The 21,945-nt window shown below is 55.7% G+C and carries 22 protein-coding genes; 8 read left to right on the plus strand and 14 right to left on the minus strand.

Translation table 11 applies throughout. The features are described 5' to 3' along the window. Window position 1: 1 nt before the first annotated feature. From Q8A57_RS04800 to Q8A57_RS04815, 4 genes are all read right to left on the minus strand, one after another. Window positions 2–1,255, minus strand: coding sequence for a Y-family DNA polymerase (locus Q8A57_RS04800; RefSeq protein WP_305169848.1), 1,254 nt, complete (start codon window positions 1,253–1,255; stop codon window positions 2–4). After that, window positions 1,240–1,674, minus strand: a complete 435-nt coding sequence (locus Q8A57_RS04805) for a LexA family protein (RefSeq protein ID WP_305169849.1) — start codon at window positions 1,672–1,674, stop codon at window positions 1,240–1,242. The genes Q8A57_RS04800 and Q8A57_RS04805 overlap by 16 nt, the downstream gene beginning before the upstream one ends. 48 nt (window positions 1,675–1,722) lie before the next feature. After that, window positions 1,723–1,929 carry a DUF2905 domain-containing protein gene (locus Q8A57_RS04810; RefSeq protein WP_305169850.1) on the minus strand — a complete coding sequence of 69 codons (207 nt, stop codon included), beginning with the start codon at window positions 1,927–1,929 and terminating at the stop codon, window positions 1,723–1,725. 250 nt (window positions 1,930–2,179) lie between these two features. Continuing rightward, a complete protein-coding gene (locus Q8A57_RS04815) occupies window positions 2,180–2,359 on the minus strand; it encodes a DUF6435 family protein (protein WP_305169851.1) in 180 nt (59 codons plus the stop codon). Between the two features lie 303 nt (window positions 2,360–2,662). Here Q8A57_RS04815 and Q8A57_RS04820 point away from each other — a divergent pair, with 303 nt between their 5' ends. Further along, window positions 2,663–3,562 carry a patatin-like phospholipase family protein gene (locus tag Q8A57_RS04820; RefSeq protein ID WP_305169852.1) on the plus strand — a complete coding sequence of 300 codons (900 nt, stop codon included), beginning with the start codon at window positions 2,663–2,665 and terminating at the stop codon, window positions 3,560–3,562. 28 nt (window positions 3,563–3,590) lie between these two features. Continuing rightward, window positions 3,591–3,926 (plus strand): antibiotic biosynthesis monooxygenase family protein, encoded by a 336-nt coding sequence (locus Q8A57_RS04825; RefSeq protein WP_305169853.1) that lies wholly within the window; start codon window positions 3,591–3,593, stop codon window positions 3,924–3,926. 46 nt (window positions 3,927–3,972) lie between these two features. On the opposite strand, the gene Q8A57_RS04830 is transcribed toward Q8A57_RS04825, so the two are convergent. From Q8A57_RS04830 to Q8A57_RS04855, 6 genes are all read right to left on the minus strand, one after another. Next, entirely contained in the window at window positions 3,973–6,168 is a 2,196-nt protein-coding gene (locus Q8A57_RS04830) for an FdhF/YdeP family oxidoreductase (RefSeq protein ID WP_305169854.1), read from the minus strand. Window positions 6,169–6,183: 15 nt separating this feature from the next. After that, a complete protein-coding gene (gene fghA, locus Q8A57_RS04835; RefSeq protein WP_305169855.1) occupies window positions 6,184–7,017 on the minus strand; it encodes an S-formylglutathione hydrolase in 834 nt (277 codons plus the stop codon). Between the two features lie 15 nt (window positions 7,018–7,032). Continuing rightward, window positions 7,033–8,139 carry an S-(hydroxymethyl)glutathione dehydrogenase/class III alcohol dehydrogenase gene (locus Q8A57_RS04840; RefSeq protein ID WP_305169856.1) on the minus strand — a complete coding sequence of 369 codons (1,107 nt, stop codon included), beginning with the start codon at window positions 8,137–8,139 and terminating at the stop codon, window positions 7,033–7,035. An 87-nt stretch (window positions 8,140–8,226) separates the two neighbouring features. Further along, window positions 8,227–9,876, minus strand: a complete 1,650-nt coding sequence (locus Q8A57_RS04845; RefSeq protein ID WP_305169857.1) for a Na/Pi cotransporter family protein — start codon at window positions 9,874–9,876, stop codon at window positions 8,227–8,229. Window positions 9,877–9,987: 111 nt separating this feature from the next. Further along, a complete protein-coding gene (locus tag Q8A57_RS04850; protein WP_305169858.1) occupies window positions 9,988–12,531 on the minus strand; it encodes an efflux RND transporter permease subunit in 2,544 nt (847 codons plus the stop codon). Window positions 12,532–12,806: 275 nt separating this feature from the next. Next, on the minus strand, window positions 12,807–13,088 hold the full coding sequence (locus tag Q8A57_RS04855) for an Rdx family protein (protein WP_305169859.1): 282 nt from the start codon (window positions 13,086–13,088) through the stop codon (window positions 12,807–12,809). Window positions 13,089–13,155: 67 nt separating this feature from the next. Here Q8A57_RS04855 and Q8A57_RS04860 point away from each other — a divergent pair, with 67 nt between their 5' ends. Together Q8A57_RS04860 and dtd are read left to right on the plus strand one after the other, a co-directional pair. Then, entirely contained in the window at window positions 13,156–14,121 is a 966-nt protein-coding gene (locus Q8A57_RS04860) for a D-2-hydroxyacid dehydrogenase (protein WP_305169860.1), read from the plus strand. A 12-nt stretch (window positions 14,122–14,133) separates the two neighbouring features. Then, window positions 14,134–14,571: a D-aminoacyl-tRNA deacylase gene (dtd, locus tag Q8A57_RS04865; protein WP_305169861.1), complete on the plus strand. Its 438-nt coding sequence runs from the start codon at window positions 14,134–14,136 to the stop codon at window positions 14,569–14,571. 81 nt (window positions 14,572–14,652) lie between these two features. On the opposite strand, the gene Q8A57_RS04870 is transcribed toward dtd, so the two are convergent. Continuing rightward, complete coding sequence (locus Q8A57_RS04870; RefSeq protein WP_305169862.1) at window positions 14,653–15,312, minus strand: hypothetical protein; 660 nt, start codon at window positions 15,310–15,312, stop codon at window positions 14,653–14,655. 88 nt (window positions 15,313–15,400) lie between these two features. Continuing rightward, on the minus strand, window positions 15,401–16,663 hold the full coding sequence (locus Q8A57_RS04875) for a 6-phosphofructokinase (protein ID WP_305169863.1): 1,263 nt from the start codon (window positions 16,661–16,663) through the stop codon (window positions 15,401–15,403). 198 nt (window positions 16,664–16,861) lie between these two features. Here Q8A57_RS04875 and mpl point away from each other — a divergent pair, with 198 nt between their 5' ends. The 3 genes from mpl to Q8A57_RS04890 are packed head-to-tail and all read left to right on the plus strand — an operon-like array spanning window position 16,862 to window position 19,441. Beyond that, on the plus strand, window positions 16,862–18,226 hold the full coding sequence (gene mpl / locus Q8A57_RS04880) for a UDP-N-acetylmuramate:L-alanyl-gamma-D-glutamyl-meso-diaminopimelate ligase (RefSeq protein ID WP_305169864.1): 1,365 nt from the start codon (window positions 16,862–16,864) through the stop codon (window positions 18,224–18,226). Continuing rightward, entirely contained in the window at window positions 18,219–18,827 is a 609-nt protein-coding gene (locus Q8A57_RS04885) for a flavin prenyltransferase UbiX (RefSeq protein ID WP_305169865.1), read from the plus strand. Before mpl ends, Q8A57_RS04885 begins: the two co-directional genes overlap by 8 nt. Then, window positions 18,827–19,441: a DUF2238 domain-containing protein gene (locus Q8A57_RS04890; protein ID WP_305169866.1), complete on the plus strand. Its 615-nt coding sequence runs from the start codon at window positions 18,827–18,829 to the stop codon at window positions 19,439–19,441. The genes Q8A57_RS04885 and Q8A57_RS04890 overlap by 1 nt, the downstream gene beginning before the upstream one ends. A gap of 5 nt (window positions 19,442–19,446) precedes the next feature. On the opposite strand, the gene Q8A57_RS04895 is transcribed toward Q8A57_RS04890, so the two are convergent. Beyond that, a complete protein-coding gene (locus Q8A57_RS04895) occupies window positions 19,447–20,475 on the minus strand; it encodes an MBL fold metallo-hydrolase (RefSeq protein ID WP_305169867.1) in 1,029 nt (342 codons plus the stop codon). Between the two features lie 3 nt (window positions 20,476–20,478). Continuing rightward, window positions 20,479–21,138 carry an alpha/beta hydrolase gene (locus Q8A57_RS04900; RefSeq protein WP_305169868.1) on the minus strand — a complete coding sequence of 220 codons (660 nt, stop codon included), beginning with the start codon at window positions 21,136–21,138 and terminating at the stop codon, window positions 20,479–20,481. A 185-nt stretch (window positions 21,139–21,323) separates the two neighbouring features. On the opposite strand from Q8A57_RS04900, the gene Q8A57_RS04905 reads away from it, so the two are divergent. Further along, window positions 21,324–21,932: a DNA-3-methyladenine glycosylase I gene (locus tag Q8A57_RS04905; RefSeq protein WP_305169869.1), complete on the plus strand. Its 609-nt coding sequence runs from the start codon at window positions 21,324–21,326 to the stop codon at window positions 21,930–21,932. The last annotated feature ends 13 nt before the right edge of the window (window positions 21,933–21,945 follow it).

Below are 21,945 nucleotides of genomic sequence, written 5' to 3' on the forward strand. Positions count from 1 at the left end.
TTTAGCTTTTAATGATGGGGATGTCTGTCCATCGGGTGGTATAGGCCGGAGAACAGTACTGCTGGCGCATCGGCCAACCCCGTTTTTTGCCTTCGCTGGCAAGGACAGCGGTGCCCCGGCCGTAGCGGCGATTGATACCGTCCAGGGTTTGCATCAGCGCATCCGCGCGAGGGCTCTGCCCCACCTCGAAGATATCCTCCTGGTGGTAGCGTTTCGACACCAGCTCGATTAACCCCACACCTGCTTTCAGATAGGCATGTCCCGGTCGGAAGATACGGCGTACGCCCTGCTGTGCACAGGCAGCGATCACCCGGCTGTCGTCAGTGGCGTAGGGCAATTGCACCACGGTGCTGTTGCTGTAGTAGTTGGGCCGATGGGGCGAGGTGTGAATGAACACGTGCAGGGTCAGCGCCAGGTGTTGCTGGGCGCGCAGTTTTTCCGCCGCCCGGCTGGCGTAGAGTGCGACGGCCCGCAGTAGGGGGTCCAGCTCAGTGGGTTTGTCTCCGAAAGAACGGGTACAGTAAATCTGTTTTTTATCCGGGGTTACCTCCTCCAGTGCCAGACAGGGGCTGCCGTTCAGTTCTTCCAGCGTGCGTTCTACACAGACATTGAAGCGGCGGCGGATGGTTTTCGGATCGCTGCTGGCCAGTTCCCAGGCGCTGTGGATTCCCATGTCCGCCAACCGTGCCCCCAGTCGGCGACCGATGCCCCATACTTTGGTGGCTGGTACCCGTCGCAGCAGCCACTGCCATTTGTGGGGGGCGTCGAGTAGGCAGACACCGTGCTGGCTGGGGATATTCTTGGCGGCGTAGTTGGCCAGCTTTGCCAGGGTTTTGCTGGGGGCAATACCAACACTCACCGGCATGCGTACCTGTCGCCAGACATTCTGCTTGATGGTTTGGCCGTAGTCCTGCAGCGGTTGGCAGATGCCATCCATCGACAGGAACATTTCATCGATACTGTAGATTTCAATATCCGGGCTGAAGTGACGCAGGCAATCCATCACCCGCCGGGAAATATCGCCGTAGAGCCGGAAGTTGCCAGAGAATACAGCTACCCGGTGGCGTTCCAGCAGGTGGCGAATCTTGAAATAGGCATGCAGGTCGGGAATGCCTAGGGCCTTGGCTTCCTTCGAGCGGGCGATCACGCAGCCATCGTTGTTGCTCAGTACCACCACCGGCTTGTCGCGCAGGTCGGGGCGGAAAATCTGTTCACAACTGGCGTAGCAGCTGTTGCAGTCTACCAGCGCGAACATCGGTGATGGCGCACCGAATGAATCACCACCCCTTCAATCAGCAATTCTGCGTTGTCGTGCAGCTCGATGGGCGGATAGCGACGGTTGCCGGCCCGCAGCAGGCGGTTGTGCAGATCCAGTACCTTGCAGGTTAGCTCGCCGTCGATGGCGGCGATCACTACATCCCCGTGCTGGGGTTGTAGGGCGCGGTCGACGATTAGCAGGTCGCCGCTGAAAATTCCAAAGCCGGTCATGGAATCCCCCTCGGCACGGGCGAAGAAGGTGGCTGCCGGGTGTTTCACCAGATAGTCGTGAATATCCAGCGGGGTTTCTACGAAGTCGTCCGCCGGGCTGGGAAAGCCGGCGCGCACTGCCGTGGCGAACAGCGGCAGGGTGTCGGGCGGCACGTCGGCGGCCGGTTTCAGGGGGGCAGTTTTCATGCAGTCAAAATACTGTATAAATAAACAGTATTCAAGCGGAAAGAAAAATCAGCGCCGGAAAAAATACATCAGCAGGCTCAGCACGGCACTGACAATCAGCATCGAGGTGATAGGAATAAAAACCTGACTGTGCTCGGTCTTGATATTGATATCGCCGGGCAGCTTGCCGAACCAGTTCAGCGCGCCGGGAAAAAAATGCCAAAGGGTTCCCAGCGCCAGCAGGACAGCCCCCAATACCATCAGTATCTTGGCCACGCTTACCTCCTCCGCAACGGCGATGTATCCGCCTCTTCTAGCACCGGCTGGAACATGCGCCGGTACTGGCTCGGTGTCAGCCCGGTGCCGGCAGTGTCGGAGCGGGTGGGTGCACAATCAGCCGCAGCCTGAGGGTATATTGTCGAAGTGTGTCGGCACTGTTCGCAGTGTCGGCGCTGAGGTGTCCGATACATGTCAATGAGATTTTAACGTGTTATGGAAGAAAGAATTGCGGTAGCTTTTTTGGGCGTTAGGCTTTTTTTGCATTTTCCAGCGCATTTATTTTTTGCCTGATGACTTCGGCTTCAGCCGTTATCATTGAATAGGATTCTATATCGCCTTTTCTTTGGGCGTGCATGGCTTGCTCCAGCTTTGCTTCATAACTTTTTTGTAATTTTTTGGCGGGGTCTTTTTTAAAGAGGGAAAACATAGACATTGATCCATAATGGGTTGTTTTTACTCTACGTATCTCGGTGGCTTCCAGTTCTTTTTTTTATGACGCCATAGAAAAACATCAAAACTTGGGGCAAGTTGACTGGATGTGATTGCCGGGTCGAGTAGAGAGGTTGACGGGTGGATAATGGAGGAGCTGGCAGTTTCAGTCAGGGCTTCTGTAAGATGATAAAGAAAGTGCCGGGTATTGGTATGGCTGTGCTGTTGCCATTGTGCCTGTGAATCCATTCTTGGGTGTGAATACTGAGAGAGCTGACTGATCGTAGAAAGGCGATAAAAAATGACATCGGAAAAGTCCCAAAAAACGGTATCCCTAGTTCTGGGGAGTGGCGGTGCTCGCGGCCTGGCTCACATCGGTGTCATTGATTGGCTTGAAAAAAATGATTTCAAAATAGAATCTATTTCTGGTTGTTCAATAGGTGCTCTTGTGGGTGGCATTTACGCCGCTGGAAAGTTGGATGATTTCGAGAGCTGGGTACGACAAATAACCAAGATTGATGTTTTTAAGTTGCTCGATCTTTCATGGGATAAAAGTGGTCTTGTGAAAGGCGATAAACTGTTTGATACGTTGAGGGACCTTGTGGGCGATGTGGCTATTGAGGACTTGCCTATCTCCTATACTGCTGTGGCCACCGATGTGTCAGTAGAAAAAGAAGTCTGGATGAATTCAGGAAAACTGTTTGATGCTATCCGGGCGTCTATCTCATTGCCCCTTCTTTTTACGCCGTTCAGATATGAGGGAGTCGAACTCATTGATGGCGGTGTGTTAAACCCTGTGCCGATAGCACCTACCTTTAATGACCAAACAGATTTAACCGTGGCCGTGAATCTTGGTGGCAGGGTGGATAAAAAGAGCGAGCCAACGGCAAGTGAAGATTCGTCAGAGCAAGAGAGGTCTCCCCTGATAGAGAAGGTTTCCTCTTTCGTGAAAGGCTTTAAGGATTCGACAGTAAACAACGTCGGCAAAGATTGGGGTGCGTATGATATCGCCAATCAGGCTTTTGATACGATGCAAGGTGCAATTGCGAGGCAGAAGTTGGCGGCTTACCCGGCTGATTATTTAATTGAGATACCCAGAAATGCATGTGGGATTATAGATTTTGATTGTGCTGCTGAAATGATAGAGCTTGGATACAAAAGCGCTGAGGAAAGTCTGGGTAAAATCATAGGTGAAATCTGAAGCATGGTGTCTATAGGGCATTTAGTCAGTGACGCCATTAAAAACCATTGAGGTATCCATGTTTATCGCAATGAACCGCTTTAAAATCGCCCTGGGAAGCGAGGACGAATTTGTCAGTATCTGGAAGAACCGGGAAACCTTTCTGGAAACAGTGCCGGGTTTTAAGGAATTCCATCTGCTACAGGGGCCAACCACAGAAGAATACACGCTGTTCGCTTCTCACTCCGTTTGGGAATCACGCCAGGCATTTGAAGACTGGACCAAATCGGAATCCTTTCGGAAAGCCCATGCCAATGCTGGAGGTAGCAGGAAGGGAATCTATCTTGGCCCGCCGCAGTTTGAAGGTTTTGAATCCGTAATCTAGTTATCCGCTCAGGGCTATTTATAGCCGCTCAAGGCTTTCTATACCCTCAAGGCTGCTCAACCCGCACGGGTACTGATTTAAAGGCCGGGGTCTTGCTGCGTGGGTCGCTGTCGGTACCCACCAGAACATTGGCCTCGGGAAAGTACGCCATCAGGTTATTTTCCGGCAGGTCGAAGGGGTAGACCCGTACCCGGTCCATACGGCCATGCTCTGACACCAGATCCACCACATTGTTAATGCCAAGGCGCTCGATGGTGGTTGGGTGCATCAGCACCGCCCAGCGGTCATCGGTATCCCGGTAGCTGTCCCGTTCCTCGTAGACGATGGTGTTGAACTGCCCCTCGCTGCGCACTGTCATCAGGGTAAACGGATAGTCTTCATTTGCCACGGCACCGGGCAATGGATGTACCGCAAAGCGGGCGCGACTGTTGGGGCGGGAGAACTCTGGGCGGTGTTTCAGCCGTCCGCGAATATGGAATTCCTTGCGCGCCACGTCGATATCTGCCAGATCCTCCATGCCGGGAATTACCCGGGCGATGGCTTCGCGCACCGTGCGGTGTTGGCGAAAGCGCTCAAAGTCCACCGGGCTGCTGGGCAGTAGCCGTTCCGCCAGCCCCACCAGGATTTCCACCTCCGGGCGGGTGTGAGCATGTCGTTTAATTCCGCCGTCGCTAAGGCGCACGAAGTTGAACATGGATTCCTGGGTAGTGGGTTGCCATTCCTCATCCCGGGCGGTGACCGGCAGGATCAGGCTCTCGCTGTGGTCACAGCCGTGAATGTGGCCCAGGTTCAGGGTGGTGGTGAGGAACAGCTTGAAGCCGATGCGATCCAGTGACTCCGCAGCCCAGCTGGCGTGTGGAGTGGCACCGTACAGGTTACCGCCCATGATCAGTGCTGCGTCGATGTCGCCGCGGTAGCTGGCGTTCATGCAGGCCAGGGTATCCATGCCGGGCCCGGTGGGTAGGCTGGCCCCCAGTTCTGTTTCCAAACGTTCGAATACTTCCGCTGCGAGCACCGGTTTGACACCGATGGTGCCGATGCCTTGCACATTGCTGTGGCCGCGCAGAGGAAGTAATCCAGCGCCGGGTTTGCCCACCATGCAGCGCAACAGCGCCAGGTTGGCGATGTATTCAATGTTCTCAACACCGTGGCGATGGTGGGTCATACCCATACCCCAGGCGAAGATTGTGCGTTCGGAGGCCGCATACGCACTGGCGGCCTGCTCGATCTGGCTGCGGGCAATGCCTGTATCCCGTTCGATGGCCTCCCAGTCGGTCTGCTGGATATCATCCAGAAACGCCTCGAAGCCCTCGGTGTGCTGCTCTATATAGGCCCTGTCCTGATGGCCGCCCGCCAAAACTGCCTTGGCGATGCCCTTGAACAGGCCGATATCGCTGCCGATGGCCGGTTGCAGGTATTGACTGGCGATCCAGGTGCCGCCGCTGGCCATGGATTTGGCGCTTTTGGGTACCGCAAAGCGGACCAGCCCCGGTTCTTTTGCCGGGTTGATCACAATGACCTGGCCGCCGCGCTCCCGCAATCGTTGTAATTGGTGCAGCAGTCGGGGATGGTTGGACGCGGGGTTGGCACCTATCAGGAACACCAGGTCACAATGACTCAAATCCTCCAACTCCACTGTGGCGGTGCCGGTGCCGATGGTACTGCCCAGGGCCTCGCTGGTGGCCTGGTGGCAGTAGTAGGAGCAGTTATTAATGTTGTTGGTGCCGTAGAGTCGCGCTAGCAACTGCAACACAAATCCGGCTTCGTTGGAGGAACGTCCGGAGGAATAGAAGAAGCTGCGTGACGGCAGGGTCTCGGCAAACTTGCCAGCGGCATAATCCAGCGCCCAGTCCCAGCTCACTTCACGGAAGCGAGTCTCATCGGCCCCCTTGTAAATGGGTTTGCCGAGCCGCCCCAAGTGTTCCAGCTCGCGGCCGCTCAATTCCCGCAGCTGCGCCAGGGGGTGATCGAAAATCTCTGAAGGAATGGCCGGCTGGATATCGGTGGATTGCGCCTGAATGCTCTTGTTGCAGACGGCGGGAAATTCTCCCAACTCATTGGTCATCCCACCTTGTTGACCGCCCATGCCCAGCCCGCAGGCCTTGCAGGCATTATTGGCACGCAGAGCCTTGGATGAGTTCAGCAGACCAATTTTGCGAACGGTACTGAGGGTGTAGAGCACCTTCTTTGGGCCACCGCCAACAATATGATCGGATGGGGTTCTGGGCGGCTGGCGACTCATGATGACGACTGTGCGTTACAGGTACTGCGCGTGAAAACGCAGGTGGTCGCCGATCAGGCTGGCGATGAAAAAGTAGCTGTGGTCGTAGCCTGGCTGCATTCGCAACTGCAGGGGGTAACCCGCCTCCTTTGCCGCTTGCTGTAATAGCTCTGGCTTGAGCTGTTCCTGCAGGAAGTTGTCGGCATCCCCCTGGTCTATCAGCATGGGGAGCTGTCGCTGCGCACTCCTCATCAGTTCGCTGCTGTCGTAGTCGCTCCAGGTTTCACGATTACTTCCCAGGTAGTTAGCGAGGGCTTTTTCACCCCAGGGGCAGTGCATGGGGGAACAGATGGGGGCAAAGGCCGATACCGAGCGGTAGCGGCCGGGGTTTTTCAGGGCGATGGTCAGCGCGCCGTGGCCACCCATGGAGTGGCCGCTGATAGCCATCTTGTCTCCATCCACCGGGAAGTGCTCGTTAATCAGGGCTGGTAGTTCCTCCACCACGTAGTCGTACATGCGGTAGTGGTTGGACCAGGGCGCCTGGGTGGCATTGACATAGAATCCCGCGCCCAGGCCAAAATCGTAATTGCCTTCAGGATCATCGGGTACCCCTTCCCCGCGTGGGCTGGTATCCGGCGCTACGATGGCGATGCCGTGTTCTGCCGCATAGCGCTGGGCGCCAGCCTTGGTAACAAAATTTTCGTCCGTGCAGGTGAGTCCGGACAGCCAGTACAGCACTGGCACAACCCCCTGCTCCGCCTGCGGCGGCAGGTAGATGGAAAAGGTCATGTCACAGTTAAGCACCGCAGAGGGGTGCCGAAAGCGCAGTTGCTGGCCGCCGAAACAGCGGTGGACGTCGATCTGTTCCATTGGTTATCCCTGCCCTCAGTAGAGCACTACAGAGCGAATGCTTTCGCCGCTGTGCATCAGATCAAAGGCGCGGTTGATGTCCTGCAGGGGCATGGTGTGGGTGATCAGCGCGTCAATGTTGATCTTCCCCTCCATGTACCAGTCGACGATTTTCGGTACATCGGTGCGACCACGTGCGCCACCAAAGGCCGTGCCTCGCCAGGAACGACCGGTGACCAGCTGAAATGGCCGGGTGGAAATTTCCTGACCAGCACCGGCTACGCCGATAATGCAGCTTTCTCCCCAGCCCTTGTGGCAACACTCCAGTGCCTGGCGCATGACATTGACATTGCCAATGCACTCGAAGCTGTAGTCAACGCCGCCGCCGGTGATTTCAACCAGGTGGCCCACCACGTCATCCACCTCGGAAGGGTTCACGAAGTCAGTCATGCCGAACTGTTTCGCCAGCGCCACCTTGGACGGGTTCAGGTCGATGCCGATGATGCGGGTGGCGCCGACCATCTTGGCTCCCTGAATAACGTTCAGGCCGATGCCACCGAGCCCGAATACCGCCACGGTAGAGCCCGGTTCCACTTTCATGGTGAAAGCCACGGCGCCGATACCGGTGGTGACGCCACAGCCGATATAGCAGATCTTGTCGAAAGGGGCGTCCTCGCGGACCTTGGCCAGAGCGATTTCCGGCAGCACGGTGTAGTTAGAAAAAGTGGAGCAGCCCATGTAGTGAAGGATGGGTTTGCCATCCAGGGAAAAGCGGCTGGTGCCATCGGGCATCAGGCCCTGGCCCTGTGTGCTGCGGATGGCCTGGCAGAGATTGGTTTTCGGGTGCAGGCAGTAGTCGCACTCCCGGCATTCCGGTGTATACAGGGGGATCACATGGTCGCCGGGCTTGAGGCTTTTGACGCCGGGGCCAACGTCGACAACCACGCCGGCACCTTCGTGGCCGAGGATGGCGGGAAACGCGCCTTCCGGATCATCGCCGGATAGGGTGAAGGCATCTGTGTGGCAAACACCAGTGGCCTTGATTTCCACCAGAACCTCACCGGCCCTGGGTCCCTGTAAATCTACTTCGACCACTTCCAGTGGACTTCCTGCGCCAAAAGCGACCGCCGCACGTGTTTTCATTCTGTACTCCTGATTGAGTCGACATTTACGGTTGGCTGACTATAGACAGTTGCCAGCGGGTTAGTAAATGCCATTTTGGTGTGGATTTTAAGGCTTGATCATCACCAGGTCCCTGACAGCGCTGGCCAGCATCTGATTGGAGACCAACAGTTCCCGGTTGATATTAAGCAGTGAGGACAGGGGAATACCAATGGCATCACTACTGTCATAGCGGGTCATCAACTGGTGCAGCCGGTCATGGGATAGGTTGATTTCTTCCTGGAGTTGAACATGCTTTTCTTCCAGAAGTACTGGGTCGGTATGTTCCACCAGGTTGAGTAAATGCCGGTAAATATTGCGCGTGTCATGACGCAGGGTTTCGATCAACTCCTCATCGTCGGACTGAGTGCGCAGCTCCACAATATTCTGACGCACATTTTTGAGACTCTTGGCACCGTAGACCAGATCGCGGGAGGCGTGGACCAGTTGAGAGACCTTAGCTGTGACCCCTTCCCCTGACTTTTCACGCAGGACGCGGTTGGCATATTGCAGAACCTGCTGCTCGGTATGCTTGATTTCGGAATACTGATCATCGTAGCTGGATTTAGCCTGCTTGATCTGTTCGTAGACTTCCAGGCCATTGAAGCCAAGCAGCAATTCTTCCGGACGAATGCGCAACACCCGTAGATTGAGAATTGTCACCTTGTAATAGAGCCGAATCACTTCCTGGCGGATTGCTTCGCTAGCGGCATCGCTGACCGTGGGCGATACCTTGGTGATGTACTGACAGCCAATCAGGTCATCATCGGCGAAACGACCCTGCAGCCATTTGGCAAAAGGTGACACGATGGGCAGGAACATCAGAATGCCCAGGCCATTGAAGAGAGAGTGAAACAGCACCAGCACATACATGGGATCGGTTACATCCAGTCTGTCGGTGATGAAGTTCAGCAGTGGGTACATCAGCAGCAGAGCCACGGAGCTGACGACCAGGTTGAAAATAAAATGCGACAGGGCGACCCGGCGCTTGTCGGACGAACCCTTCACGCCGCCTATGATCACTGTGCTGGTGGTGCCGAGATTAGCGCCAATCACAATGGCCGCTGCGGTGGTGAGGGGCAGGACACCGGCATGGATAGCGCTTAGTACGATCATCATGGTGGCGGAGCTGGACTGGATCAGTGCGGTAAAAAGCACGCCGCCAAGAACGTAGAGTAGTATCGGGTATTCGCTGAAAACTGACGGGGAGATGTGATCGGATAGAAAGCCCATACTGGTTTTCATGAAATCCAGGCCCATCAGCAACAACCCCAGCCCCAGCAGCAGTCGTGCCTGGCTGTGGCGGCTGTAGTCGGGATTGAGAAACACCACGCCCAGTGTTCCCAGTGCCAGCAACGGCATGGCGTATTCTGTCAGACTCATCTTGAAACCAATGGTCGCGACAATCCAGCCGGTAAAGGTGGTGCCGAGGTTGGCGCCAAAAATCACACCCAGTGCATTGGTCATGGACAGGATGCCCGCGCCCACGAAAGCCAGGACAAACAGGCCAACCATGGAGCTGCTCTGCAGGCAGGCAGTGCTGATAATGCCGATGAATACCCCCCGCACCGGGGTTTTGGTGTAATCCCGCAGCAGGTGTCGGAAGGAGCGGGTACCAAGCGTTCTCAGTGCCTGCTCCAGCATGGTCATGCCAAACAGGAACAGGCCCAGCCCTGCCACCAGCTCCCAAGGTTCAAAATTCGGTATATCCGGCTGCATGATCTGTATGCGTTTTCCCGATCGGACTCTTGAGGAAAGTTTAGCAGTCAGCCCGGCGGTGGGAAGGGCCAATTACCCGCGGCAGACAGACTGCCGCGGGGATTGGAGGGTTTATTTGCCCAGTGGCTTGAAAATCAGGATCAGCTTGGGCAGCAGGGTCATGGAGCCCAGCAGGGCGGTCAGCATGGCGAGACCGGTGAGCAGGCCAAAGTAGACCGAGGGAATAAAGTTCGACAACGACAGAATGGAAAAGCCGACGATGATGGTAATGGCGGTATAGAACAGTGCGCGACCAATACTGCCATGGGCGCGATGCATAGCGGCCAGGTAATCCCTATCGACAGCGAACTCCCGCTTGAAGCGAGTGATGTAGTGAATGGAGTTATCCACTCCGATACCCACGGTGATGGCGGCAATGGTGATGGTCATCATGTCCAGCGGGATACGCGCCAGGCCCATGCCTCCCAGTACCACGGTGGCTGCCAGCATGTTGGGCAGCATGGCAATCAGCGAGATGGAAATGGAGCGGAACAGCACCATGAACATCACCATGATGCCCAGGAATACCGCACCGAGAGTGAGGATCTGTGAGCGGAACAGGCTTTGCAGCATGTTGTTGTAAAGCACCAGCAGGCTGGTGAAATGTACCTGGTCGTCCTGCAGGCCCACTTCATCGACGATGTAGCTGCGGATATTGGCCAACAGCTCGGGACGTTTCAGCTCACTACCGGTTTCCTTGATGCGCAAGGTGATGCGTGCCTGATTCAGTTCGTCATCGATATAGGGGTCAAATAACAGTGCCGCGTTTTCGGGGGACAGGCTTCTGCGCACAAACGCCAGTTCCAGGTCGTTAAGCTTGTGTTCCATCAGGTCTTCAGCGACATCGGCAATGGTCACCAGCGAGCTGACCTTGCCCACTTCCGGCAGGGAATCCAGGTAATTGTGAATCTTTGAAAGATCCTGCAGGCCCACGCCGGTAAACCAGTAGCTGTTGGGCTTGTCATCATTACTTGTTGGGCTCTCATCACCAAAGGGATCGTCAGAGGCAAATGGATCATCCGCGGCGAACGGATCATCGGCCGCAAAGGGGTCTTCCTCCGCAAACGGATCGTCTTCGGTCACGGTGGGCATGGGCGGAACCGGAGGTGCATCGAGGATGATATCCAGGGGCGTGGTACCACCCAGTTTTTCATCAATAACGGACAGACCCTGATAGATCTCGGTGTCGGAGCGGAAGTAATCGATAAAGCGGTTTTCCACCTGCAGTTGGGAAATGCCCCAGCAGCTGATGACGCCGGCCAGTAATGCCAGTGTCAGCACCAGCTTGCCGTGGTTTTCGGTAAAGCGGGCAAAAATCATGGTGTAGGCGGCGGAGTTGTCACCCTTGTCGTTATTTTTGCCCTTGCCAATCAGCATCATGCCGGCGGGAATCACGATAAATGCCAGGGTCAATGCCAGGGCAATACCCATGGTCATCATCCAGCCAAAGTCGATGACCGGGCGGATATCGCTGACCACCAGCGATACAAAGGCAACGCCGGTGGTGAGTACGGTGTACAGGCAGGGGCGAGCCATATAGGACACGGTGCCGCGTACCAGTTCCAGCTGGCTTTGCTCGGGATTATCCGTCTGCAGTTCGCGGTAGCGCACGATCAAGTGGATCGTTAGGGCCAAGGTGATAATCAGCAACAGCGCGACAAAATTCGAGGAGATAACTGTCAGGCGCCAATCGATCCAGCTGAGGTAGCCGAGCATGATTTCCACCGACAGCACACAGGTCAGCAACGGTAGAACAACCCAGCGTATCTGGCGGAAAATAATGGCCAGGGTGGCGATGATGAACAGCACAATGCCGGTACCAAACACCCTCAGGTCACTTTTGATAAATTCGATCATGTCCGCGGTGATCATGCTGGGGCCACCCAGAAAGATTTGTGCGCGGTCCTTGAATTGGGCCATTTTTTCACGGATTTCCGCTACCCGCTGGTGCTCTTCCACTGCCCGTGCTGTGCGGTAGTCTAAAAACTCTTTACTCACCCGTTCCAGTTCAACTTCCTCTTCGGCGGTGAGGCCCTCGGTGTCCCGCTTGAGACGCAGGGAATCCCGTTGACGAACCAGGGTGAGGTATTGCCGATCCAGTTCCATGGTGGCCATCAATGCGGTGGTCTGGCCGTCGGGGCTGAGAATCAGTTTGCGGTAAATCGGGCTTTCCAGGAATTCCTTGCGGGCCAGATCGCGGTCGGTGTCCGGGTTTCTAAGTGTGCGGGGTTCTTCCTTGAGCTGGGATACGGTGACCTTGGGGCTGTAAAGTAGCGGTACATCGAGAATCGAGGTGACGTTGGCGACGCCACTGATGGTTTTCAATTCGTCGCTCATTTGAGCCAGTGTGTTCAGTGAGGCGTCATCAAACAGGTCGCCTTCATTTGGGGTGTAGGTCACCACCAGAAAGTCGCTGCTGCCATAGTGCTGCAGGGTTTCCCGGAAGTAATCGAGGGAGGTGTCGTGCTCCAGGGTCAGGGAGTCGGCGGAAGCATCCAATTTGAAATTGGGTAGCCCGAACGCCATGCCAACGGCCAGCAGAATGATGAAGATAATTGCTGCCAGCGGATGGCGCAAAACCAGTTTTTCGTAGATTCCCAGAAGCCTCTCAGACATCCGACTATTTCCTTCTTATTCTATGGAGTGGGCGAAAGCGCCGTATTATGCCAGAACTGGGCAAATTGCGTGCACTGTCGGCGATGGAATTGTGTGGGCCTGTTAATACTCGTGGGGTTAGCACTTTTTTTGACACAACCCGGAGGGCTGGGGCCATTTTAGCCCCCAACTGCGTTGAAATTCGTTCATTTAGAATCACTAAACGTCTCTCATTTTGCCTTGCTGGAAGCAAAAATGACTCCCAGCAGTGATACCCCCACGAGTATTAACAGGCCCTATCGGTCGTTGTGGCCCAGAGAGCGTTCCGGGTCAATCACGTCACGTACTCGCTGTTTTAACTCTTTGGCGTCGGGAAAGCCGCCATCGCGAACGCGCTCCCAGATGGATTGTTCGTCGAGAAAAACCTCAAAAGCGCCACCGGTTTCAGAGGGCCGCAGAGTAACCTCTGCCAGGTCATCCATAAACGTGGTCAACAGTTCCTGCGCGAGCCAGGCAGAACGTAACAACCAATGGCAGCGCGGGCAGTAGACGATCACAATGCGCGGTTTTGCGGACATCGGGTACACTCCGGGTATCAGGGTGGAAAGTAAAAAGCATGGTCAAGATAACCTCCGGGCAGCCAAGATGAAAGCGGTCATTCTCGATGCAGATACGCTGGGAAACGATGATGTCAGCCTGGCACCCCTCACCGGTCAGCCGCTGCAGTGGAACGTTTATGAGACCAGCGATCCCGAGCAGGTTGACGCACGCCTGGCCAATGCTGACGTAGTGTTGACCAATAAGGTCATCATTGGTGCCAAGGAGATGGATTCAGCTCCAGGGCTGAGATATATCGGCGTACTGGCCACGGGCACCAACGTGGTTGATCTTGAAGCGGCCACCGCCCGGGGTGTGGTTGTCAGCAACGTCACTAATTACGGCACCGGGTCAGTGGTGCAGCACACCTGGGCGATGATTCTGGCACTGGTTACCCGTTTGCCGGACTACAATGTGGCCGCACTGGATGGCAGCTGGTCCAGCAGCGGCCGCTTCTGCCTGATGGATTACCCGGTGACGGAGTTGGCGGGGAAAACTCTGGGTATTATTGGCTATGGCCAACTGGGCAAGGCCGTGGCAGAGATTGGCCGGGCATTTGGGATGCAGGTCAATGTGGCATCCCTGCCGTGGCGACACGGTGACCAGCCTGGCCGGGTACCGCTGGAAACACTGTTGCGGGAAGTGGATGTATTGAGCCTGCACTGTCCGTTGACCGACGAGACCCGGGGGCTGATCGGTCGCCGCCAACTGGCGATGATGAAATCCCAGGCCCTGTTGATTAATTGTGCCCGCGGTGGCTTGGTGGATGAGACGGCCCTGGCCGAGGCGCTGGAGGATGGTGAGATTGCCGGAGCCGGTGTGGATGTGCTCACTGAGGAGCCCCCGGTTAATGGCAACCCCCTGCTGAACCCTGAACTGCCAAACCTGATTGTTACACCTCACAGTGCCTGGGTAGCGCGGGAGTCCCGGCAGCGGCTGGTGCAGCAGGCTGCCGATAATTTACGGGCCTTTCTGGCCGGTCAGCCGGTCAACGTGGTGAATAAAAAAGAATAGGGTGGTGAGTAGATGTTGGGTTTGATTCAGCGTGTCAGCTATGCCCATGTGGAAGTCAACGGCGACAAGGTTGGGGAGATCGGTCACGGTATTTTATTGCTGCTGGGCATCCAGGTGGGCGACACGGAAGAAAATGTCGACCGTCTTCAGGACAAGGTGTTGCAGTACAGAATTTTCCCCGATGAGCAGGGCCGGATGAACCTGAATGTGGAGCAGGTGGGTGGTGGACTGCTGGTGGTGTCGCAATTTACCCTGGCAGCCAATACCCGCAAGGGGCTGCGTCCCAGTTTTACGTCTGCCGCGGCTCCCGAGCAGGCCGAGAAACTCTACAATTATTTCATCAACCGGGTAGAGCACCTCTACCCGGATGTTGCGTCGGGCATTTTTGGCGCCGATATGCAGGTCAGCCTGTGCAACGACGGGCCGGTGACGTTTTTGCTGGAGGGCTGAAGCCCAGAATAAAAATCCAGAATAAAAAAGGCGCCATCCAACAAGATAGCGCCTTTTTAGGGTTGATCGAATATTTGGGTGTTACTGGGTCAGTTTGTTGAACACTTCTGTGGCGGTTTGCTCGATCATCGGAATCAGTAAGTCCTGACCATCCTGCTCTGCCTTGGTTTGCAGATCATTGCCGATAACTTTTTTACCGTTGGAGATACTTTTCAGCTTGTAACTGAGGGCGATTGAATCTCCCTTGCGGATGGTGCCCTGGGCCGCCGTCAGTTTTTCCATGGATTCCTGCTGCATCTGCACATTGGCTGCAGTGTTAGCCACGTTTGCCGCAGTCGTTGCTGCCACAAAGGTGCCTACGCCGCCCCCGACGCCCGCATAGGGTAGTGCTGAAGAAATCACCCCGGCGCCAATGGACAGCGCCTTGCCCCAGCTCTTTTTCTTCTTGTACTCAACATCGGTGGACAGCATGTATGAGCAGCCGGATTGTTTCGCTTCGGCTTCCAGCTGCGCTGGCAGTCTGGATTGCAGGTTGACCACCTCCAGCATCGGGCCGCTCAGATAGGAGATAAGCATGTTTTGTACCGGCGCGGACACATCCTGACCGGTTGCACCCTGTCCCAGTTGGGCCTTGGGTGGTGCGATGGCTACACAGGGCTTCTCAGCGGCGATTGCTGGATTGATGAGGCTGGTCGCAGCGAGGACAAGACAGATAAAAAAAGAACGTTTACTGGCAGTCACAACAGACTCCTTTATTTTCACGTATCCATAGATCCATGTGCAGTTACAGTCGGCCTGAGGCGCGAATGACTATTGTCTTTACCACCCTTTAGATGTCAAACGGTGTGTTGAGCTTTTTCGCCACCACTACCTTGGCTAGTTTGGCATATTGCGGTATGCCATTTTTGTAGGGTGGATAATCCTCACCGGCTATCAGAGGGCTTAGATAATCCCGGGCTAGCTGGGTAATGCCAAAGCCGTCACGGCTGATAAAGTCGCTGGGCATTTTCTTTTCAATATTGGCCACCTGGTCCAGGGGGGCCTCCCCAAGCTCCCAGCGGTAGCCGTTGCCATTGTGGCGCTCGATGGTGACCATCACTGAGTTTTTCCCTGCCAGGGCATACTCCACCGCAGCTTTGCCGACCGCGTAGGCCTGTTCGACATCGGTGGCGGAGGCGATATGGCGTGCAGAGCGCTGCAGATAGTCCGCCAGAGCCCAGTGGTACTTGTAACCCAGTTCGTGCTTGATCAGAGCCGCCAGCGTGGGTGCCACGCCACCCAGTTGTTTGTGACCGAAGGCATCGGTATGGGCCGAGCCGGCGATCAGGGTGCCATCGTTGTACTGCGCACCCTCTGAGGCGACGATCACACAGTAGCCTTTTTCCTTGACGGTCTTGTCCACCAGGGCAAGAAACTCTTTCTCATTAAAGGGGACTTCCGGGAAAAGAATGATATGGGGTGGTTCTCCGGCTGAATCGGCGGCCAGTGCGCCGGCCGCGGCAATCCAGCCGGCGTGGCGGCCCATCACTTCCAGAATGAATACCTTGGTGGATGACTCGCACATGGAGGCGACATCCAAACTGGCTTCCTTGGTGGACACGGCCACGTATTTGGCTACTGAGCCAAAGCCAGGACAGTTGTCGGTAAAGGGCAGGTCGTTGTCGACGGTTTTGGGAATATGTATGGCCTGAATCGGGTAGCCCATTTTCTCGGAAAGTTGCGAGACTTTCAGGCAGGTGTCGGCCGAGTCGCCGCCGCCGTTATAAAAGAAGTAGCCGATATCGTGGGCCTTGAAGACTTCAATCAAACGCTCGTATTCGGCGCGGTTTTCTTCCAGGCTTTTGAGTTTGTAGCGACAGGAGCCAAAAGCCCCGGAAGGGGTGTGGCGCAGAGCTGCAATGGTGGCATCTGACTCGTGGCTGGTGTCGATCATGTCTTCACGCAGGGCGCCGATAATGCCGTTGTGGCCAGCATAGACCTTGCCGATAGAGTCACTGTGTTGGCGAGCCGTTTCAATCACCCCGCAGGCGCTGGCATTAATGACTGCCGTAACGCCACCAGACTGGGCGTAAAACGCGTTCTTTTTTGGCATGGATATCCTCGTCGTACCGCCCATTTCAGCAGCCGCGAATAATACTGGAAAGCGGCGGGGATTTCATTTTTTATGGCCAAATTCCCTTTGTAGGAGGCACCGGATATGCAGTGACGCCAATTTAGGCTATGTTGTGTGCGATAAAAGGGCGAGAACCGCCGAGTAAGACAAATAAAGAAAGCGAGTAGGGAAGTAACAATGCATATTCATATTCTGGGTATTTGTGGCACGTTCATGGGATCGCTGGCACAGCTGGCGAAAGCTGCGGGTCATGAGGTTTCCGGATGTGACGCCAATGTCTATCCGCCCATGAGTACCCAGCTGGAAAATGCCGGTATTGAACTCACCGAAGGGTACGGCACAGAACAGCTCGATCCGCCGCCGGACCTGGTGGTGATCGGCAACGCACTATCCCGGGGGAATCCCGCCGTGGAATACGTACTCGACAACGGTATTCCCTATACTTCCGGCCCCCAGTGGCTGGGTGATTTTTTCCTGCGCGATCGTTGGGTGCTGGCTGTTTCCGGTACCCATGGCAAGACCACTACGTCAAGTATGCTGGCCTGGATTCTGGAGTGGTCAGGCATGGAGCCGGGTTTTCTGATCGGTGGTGTGCCCAACAATTTCGGTGTTTCTGCCCGCCTTGGGGGTTCGCCTTTTTTTGTGGTTGAGGCCGACGAGTACGACAGCGCATTTTTTGACAAACGCTCCAAGTTTGTCCACTACCGTCCTCGCACCGCCATTCTCAACAATCTGGAATTCGACCACGCGGATATTTTCCCCGACCTGAAAGCCATTCAGACCCAGTTCCACCACTTTGTGCGCACCATTCCTGGCCATGGCCTGATAGTGGCACCCTTTGCCGATGCCCATTTGCAGGAAGTGCTGGCCATGGGGCACTGGTCGGAATATCAGCCGTTAGGGCTCGCCAGCAGTTGGGAAGCCCAGCCTCTGGAAGAGGACAGTTCCGTATACAGTGTCAGTTTTCAGGGCCAGCAACGGGGTATTGTCAGCTGGGACCAGACGGGTGAGCACAATATGTTTAATGGGCTCGCGGCCATTGCGGCGGCGCGGCATGTGGGAGTCACTCCAGAAGTAGCCTGCGAGGCACTGAGTGAATTCCAGGGGGTGAAGCGGCGGATGGAGCAGATCGCCGCCGTGAACGGCATTCGCGTCTACGATGACTTTGCCCACCACCCTACGGCCATTGCCACAACCCTGGCGGGTTTGCGCAAGCGCGTTGGGGACGAAAAGATCATTGCGGTCATTGAACCTCGCTCCAACACCATGAAACTCGGTGTGCATAAAAACCAGCTTGCCGAGTCCGTGATGGATGCTGACAAGGTGTTCTGGTTCCAGCCGGACAACATAGAGTGGTCGTTGCAGGATGTGGTTGACCGCAGCGCTGTTCCTTCAGAAGTGGTACACAGTATTGACCGCCTGCTGCTGAGAACCCTTGAGCAAGCCGGTGACAATGGCCATGTGGTGATCATGAGCAATGGCGGTTTCAGTGGATTCCACCGTCGATTGGTAGACCTGCTGGAGGGAAAATCCCGTGGCTGATTTTGACCGTTCCATCACCCTGGCCATGACCGGGGCATCCGGTGCCCAGTATGGGTTGCGTCTGCTGGAGTGTCTGGTGCAGGCTAACTGCCAGGTACAGTTCCTAATCTCAGAGGCAGCCCGTATCGTGGTGGATACGGAAACCGATCTGGAATTGCCCAACGATGACATTCTTGAGGAATTTCTCACCCTCAACTTTGATGCAGAACCGGGCCAGATCATCGTGAACAGCTCCCGCGACTGGTTTTCCCCGGTGGCTTCCGGTTCCTCGGCACCTTCGTCCATGGTCATCTGTCCCGCCAGCGGTGGCACGCTCTCTGCGATAGCCTGTGGTGCCAGCAATAACCTCATCGAGCGGGCGGCGGATGTCGCCATCAAGGAAAAACAGCAGCTGATTGTGGTGCCCAGGGAGACTCCCCTGTCTGAAATTCACCTGGAAAATATGCTGAAACTTGCAAAAATGGGTGTCACCGTCATGCCCGCCATGCCGGGCTTTTACCAGAACCCGCAAAGCATTGATGACCTGGTGGACTTCGTGGTGGCGCGCATTCTCGATCATCTGGATATTGAGCAGAACCTGTTGCCGCGCTGGGGCAACTGATGGCGTCCAACCGTGAGCTGTTGGCTCTACTGGTATTGTTACTGGCCGTTATGGCTTGGTCCTGGATCGGCCCTTTCGATCGCGCCACCTGGTGGCTTGAGGCCATTCCCGTGGTGGTGGCGCTCCCGCTGCTGGCCTGGACCCGCAATCGCTTCCCGTTGACCCGGCTCGCCTACTACCTGATCTTTGTGCACGCCGTCATTCTGGTGGTGGGCGCCCATTACACCTATGCCCGGGTGCCGCTGGGCTTCTGGATGGCGGATTGGTTTGATTTTTCTCGCAATCATTACGACCGCATTGGTCACCTGGCCCAAGGCTTTGTGCCGGCCATTCTGGCCCGTGAAATTCTCTGGCGCACCGGTGCCGTCACTCGCAGAGGTTGGCTGTTTTTCCTTACCACCTGTTTCTGTCTGGCATTCAGTGCTTTCTATGAGTTGATTGAGTGGTGGACGGCGTTGATCGGTGGGGATGGCTCCATCGAGTTTCTCGGTACCCAAGGGGATGTCTGGGATGCCCAGTGGGACATGATGATGGCATTGATTGGCGCTATTGCAGCCCAACTATTGCTGGGGCGATTCCACCATCGCCAAATCGCACTGGTGAGCGGGCGCTGACGGCTTCAGCTACGCCGATACCAGTTTACTCCGTCGGCATCTTTTTCCATTTTGATCTGACCCCGTGCCATCAGGCAGTGCAGGTGTGCATAGCTCTCACCGGTGGCGAGCGTCAGCATGGAATGGGGTATTGATGATTTGAAAATCAGCGGGAACAGGTCCACCACCCGCTTTGCCTCACCGCAGTTATCCAACACAGTCTGCAAATCCCGCTCGTGTTCGTTGATCAGGCTTTGCAGTCTTGGCAGCGCTCCCGTGAACGGCAAGCCGTGGGAAGGCAACACCAAGGTATCTTCTGGCAGCAGGTTCCGTAGTTTGTGGCAGGAATCGATCCAGTCCTGCAATGGGTTGCCAGCGGGCTCGATGGGCCAGACGCTGACATTGGATGAAATAGTGGGCAGCAACTGGTCGCCGGAAATAAGTAGCCCCAGTTCCGGACAGTGCAGGCAGGCGTGCTCCGGTGAATGGCCTTCCCCCATCACAATGTGCCACTCGCGGTTGTTGATGGTAAAAATCTGGCCGTCCCGCAGCCGGTGGTAGATGCTCGGCATGCCGCGAATCATATTGCCGAAGGCGCCAAATTTTGAGCGGTAGTAGTTAAGCTGTTCGTCGTTGAAACCGGCGGCGTGATAGAAATTGACGGCCTCGTCCGGCGCTTGCCGGGTACTGTCTTCCAACAGGATGCGGCAGTGCATGTACTCGCCGCGTGACATCCAGAATTCCGCACCGCTGTGTTTGCAAAGCCAGGCCGCCAGGCCGATATGGTCCGGGTGCATATGGGTGCCGATGAGGCGCTTGATCGGTTTCTCCTCGGAAAGCATCGGGCACAGCTTCAGCCACAGTTCGGTGGTGTCATCGGAGGCCAGTCCAGTATCGACAATCGTCCAACCATCGTCCTCTTCCAGCAGCCACAGGTTGATGTGATCGAGGCGGAACGGCAGCGGCATCCGTAGCCAGTAGACGCCGTCGGCTACTTGCTGTGGTTGGCCCTGTTCGGGTGGATTGGAAAATGGATACTTCGGGCTATTGTTCATGGGTTACTTCAGTAGCTTTTGCAACCAGTCGGAAATGGCGGTGATCTCCTCCATGCATACCGAGTGGTCCATGGGGAAGGTCTGATAGCCAGGCTCGAAGCCTTTATCAGTGAGTACCTTCACACTGTTCTGGCCGTGGAATTCCGGTACCACGTCATCGTAGCTGCCGTGGAAAATCTGAATCGGCAGTTTGGCATTGGCCGGATTAACTTGGACGGAATTGGCGGTGGCGAAGTAAGTCGACATTGCCAACAGTCCTGCCAGCGGTTTGGGATAGCTCAGTGCTGCCTCAAAACCGACCGCGCCGCCTTGGGAAAATCCAGCGATCACAATGCGATTGCTGTCGATGCCGCGCTGAATCTCGCGGTCGATCAGATCATGCACACAGCGGGCGGAGGCCTTTAATTGCTTTTCATCGACCTTGCGCTCCAGGCTCATTTCCAGGATGTCGTACCAGGCAGGCATCACATAGCCGCCGTTGATGGTCACAGGCAGTTGCGGCGCGTGGGGAAATACGAAGCGTACCGGCAAATCCGCGGGCAGTCGCAGCTCTGGAACGATGGGTTCAAAGTCGTGGCCATTGGCACCGAGGCCGTGTAGCCAGATCACCGCAGCGGTGGCGGGTTGTGCGGATTCAACTTCCACACAGGGCAAAAGACTCATGGGTAGCCCTCAAATTAAAATGAATTGGATGAACCGGCATTATAGGGGTTATGACTTGCTTTGATACCCGGATGCTCTAGTCTTGAGTGTGCCCTCTGTTTCGGCGTCGCACGGCGTTCGGGTAGAGGGTCCTGAGACAGTACGTTGAGGATGTCTCGATACCCGTTAGGAAAAAGGAATTAGATATGTCTGCAAACTTTATTGGCCCCGATGGCAAACCGCGTTGTGCCTGGTGTGCCGCCACTGAGGAATATGTTGAATATCACGATCGGGAGTGGGGCTTCCCGGTTGCCGACGACGTTCGCCTGTTTGAAAAAATCTGTCTCGAAGGCTTTCAGTCTGGCTTGAGCTGGCGAACCATACTCGCCAAGCGGGAAAACTTCCGCGCCGCGTTCCAGCACTTTGATTTTCACAAGGTCGCTGAATTCACCGAGCTGGATGTGGAGCGCCTGTTGCAGGACAAGGGCATCGTTCGCCATCGCGGTAAGATTCAGGCGGTGATCAACAACGCCCAGCGGGCCAGAGAGATGGCTGCATCCGAGGGCTCCCTGGCTGCTTTCTTCTGGCGCTTTGAGCCGGACATAGAAACACTGCCGGCACCACAAACTCAGTCCACCTCGGAAGAATCCGTGGCACTTTCCAAAACATTAAAAAAACTTGGCTGGAAATTTGTCGGCCCAACCACCGCATACGCCTTTATGCAGGCAATGGGCTTGATCAACGACCATACCGAGGGTTGCGCCATCAGGGAAGAAGTGGAAGCCGCCCGCAAACACTTTGTCAGGCCGGAATAAAAGTAAAACAGCT

This window comes from Porticoccus litoralis (assembly GCF_030676955.1).
GTDB classification, from domain to species: Bacteria; Pseudomonadota; Gammaproteobacteria; order Pseudomonadales; family Porticoccaceae; genus Porticoccus; species Porticoccus litoralis.

Coding starts and splice junctions, on each gene's coding strand:
- Q8A57_RS04800 (WP_305169848.1), bottom strand. CDS start 1,255: ATGTTCGCGCTGGTAGACTGCAACAGCTGCTACGCCAGTTGTGAACAG.
- Q8A57_RS04805 (WP_305169849.1), bottom strand. CDS start 1,674: ATGAAAACTGCCCCCCTGAAACCGGCCGCCGACGTGCCGCCCGACACC.
- Q8A57_RS04815 (WP_305169851.1), bottom strand. CDS start 2,359: ATGTTTTCCCTCTTTAAAAAAGACCCCGCCAAAAAATTACAAAAAAGT.
- Q8A57_RS04820 (WP_305169852.1), top strand. CDS start 2,663: ATGACATCGGAAAAGTCCCAAAAAACGGTATCCCTAGTTCTGGGGAGT.
- Q8A57_RS04830 (WP_305169854.1), bottom strand. CDS start 6,168: ATGAGTCGCCAGCCGCCCAGAACCCCATCCGATCATATTGTTGGCGGT.
- fghA (WP_305169855.1), bottom strand. CDS start 7,017: ATGGAACAGATCGACGTCCACCGCTGTTTCGGCGGCCAGCAACTGCGC.
- Q8A57_RS04840 (WP_305169856.1), bottom strand. CDS start 8,139: ATGAAAACACGTGCGGCGGTCGCTTTTGGCGCAGGAAGTCCACTGGAA.
- Q8A57_RS04845 (WP_305169857.1), bottom strand. CDS start 9,876: ATGCAGCCGGATATACCGAATTTTGAACCTTGGGAGCTGGTGGCAGGG.
- Q8A57_RS04850 (WP_305169858.1), bottom strand. CDS start 12,531: ATGTCTGAGAGGCTTCTGGGAATCTACGAAAAACTGGTTTTGCGCCAT.
- Q8A57_RS04855 (WP_305169859.1), bottom strand. CDS start 13,088: ATGTCCGCAAAACCGCGCATTGTGATCGTCTACTGCCCGCGCTGCCAT.
- Q8A57_RS04860 (WP_305169860.1), top strand. CDS start 13,156: ATGAAAGCGGTCATTCTCGATGCAGATACGCTGGGAAACGATGATGTC.
- dtd (WP_305169861.1), top strand. CDS start 14,134: ATGTTGGGTTTGATTCAGCGTGTCAGCTATGCCCATGTGGAAGTCAAC.
- Q8A57_RS04875 (WP_305169863.1), bottom strand. CDS start 16,663: ATGCCAAAAAAGAACGCGTTTTACGCCCAGTCTGGTGGCGTTACGGCA.
- mpl (WP_305169864.1), top strand. CDS start 16,862: ATGCATATTCATATTCTGGGTATTTGTGGCACGTTCATGGGATCGCTG.
- Q8A57_RS04890 (WP_305169866.1), top strand. CDS start 18,827: ATGGCGTCCAACCGTGAGCTGTTGGCTCTACTGGTATTGTTACTGGCC.
- Q8A57_RS04895 (WP_305169867.1), bottom strand. CDS start 20,475: ATGAACAATAGCCCGAAGTATCCATTTTCCAATCCACCCGAACAGGGC.
- Q8A57_RS04900 (WP_305169868.1), bottom strand. CDS start 21,138: ATGAGTCTTTTGCCCTGTGTGGAAGTTGAATCCGCACAACCCGCCACC.
- Q8A57_RS04905 (WP_305169869.1), top strand. CDS start 21,324: ATGTCTGCAAACTTTATTGGCCCCGATGGCAAACCGCGTTGTGCCTGG.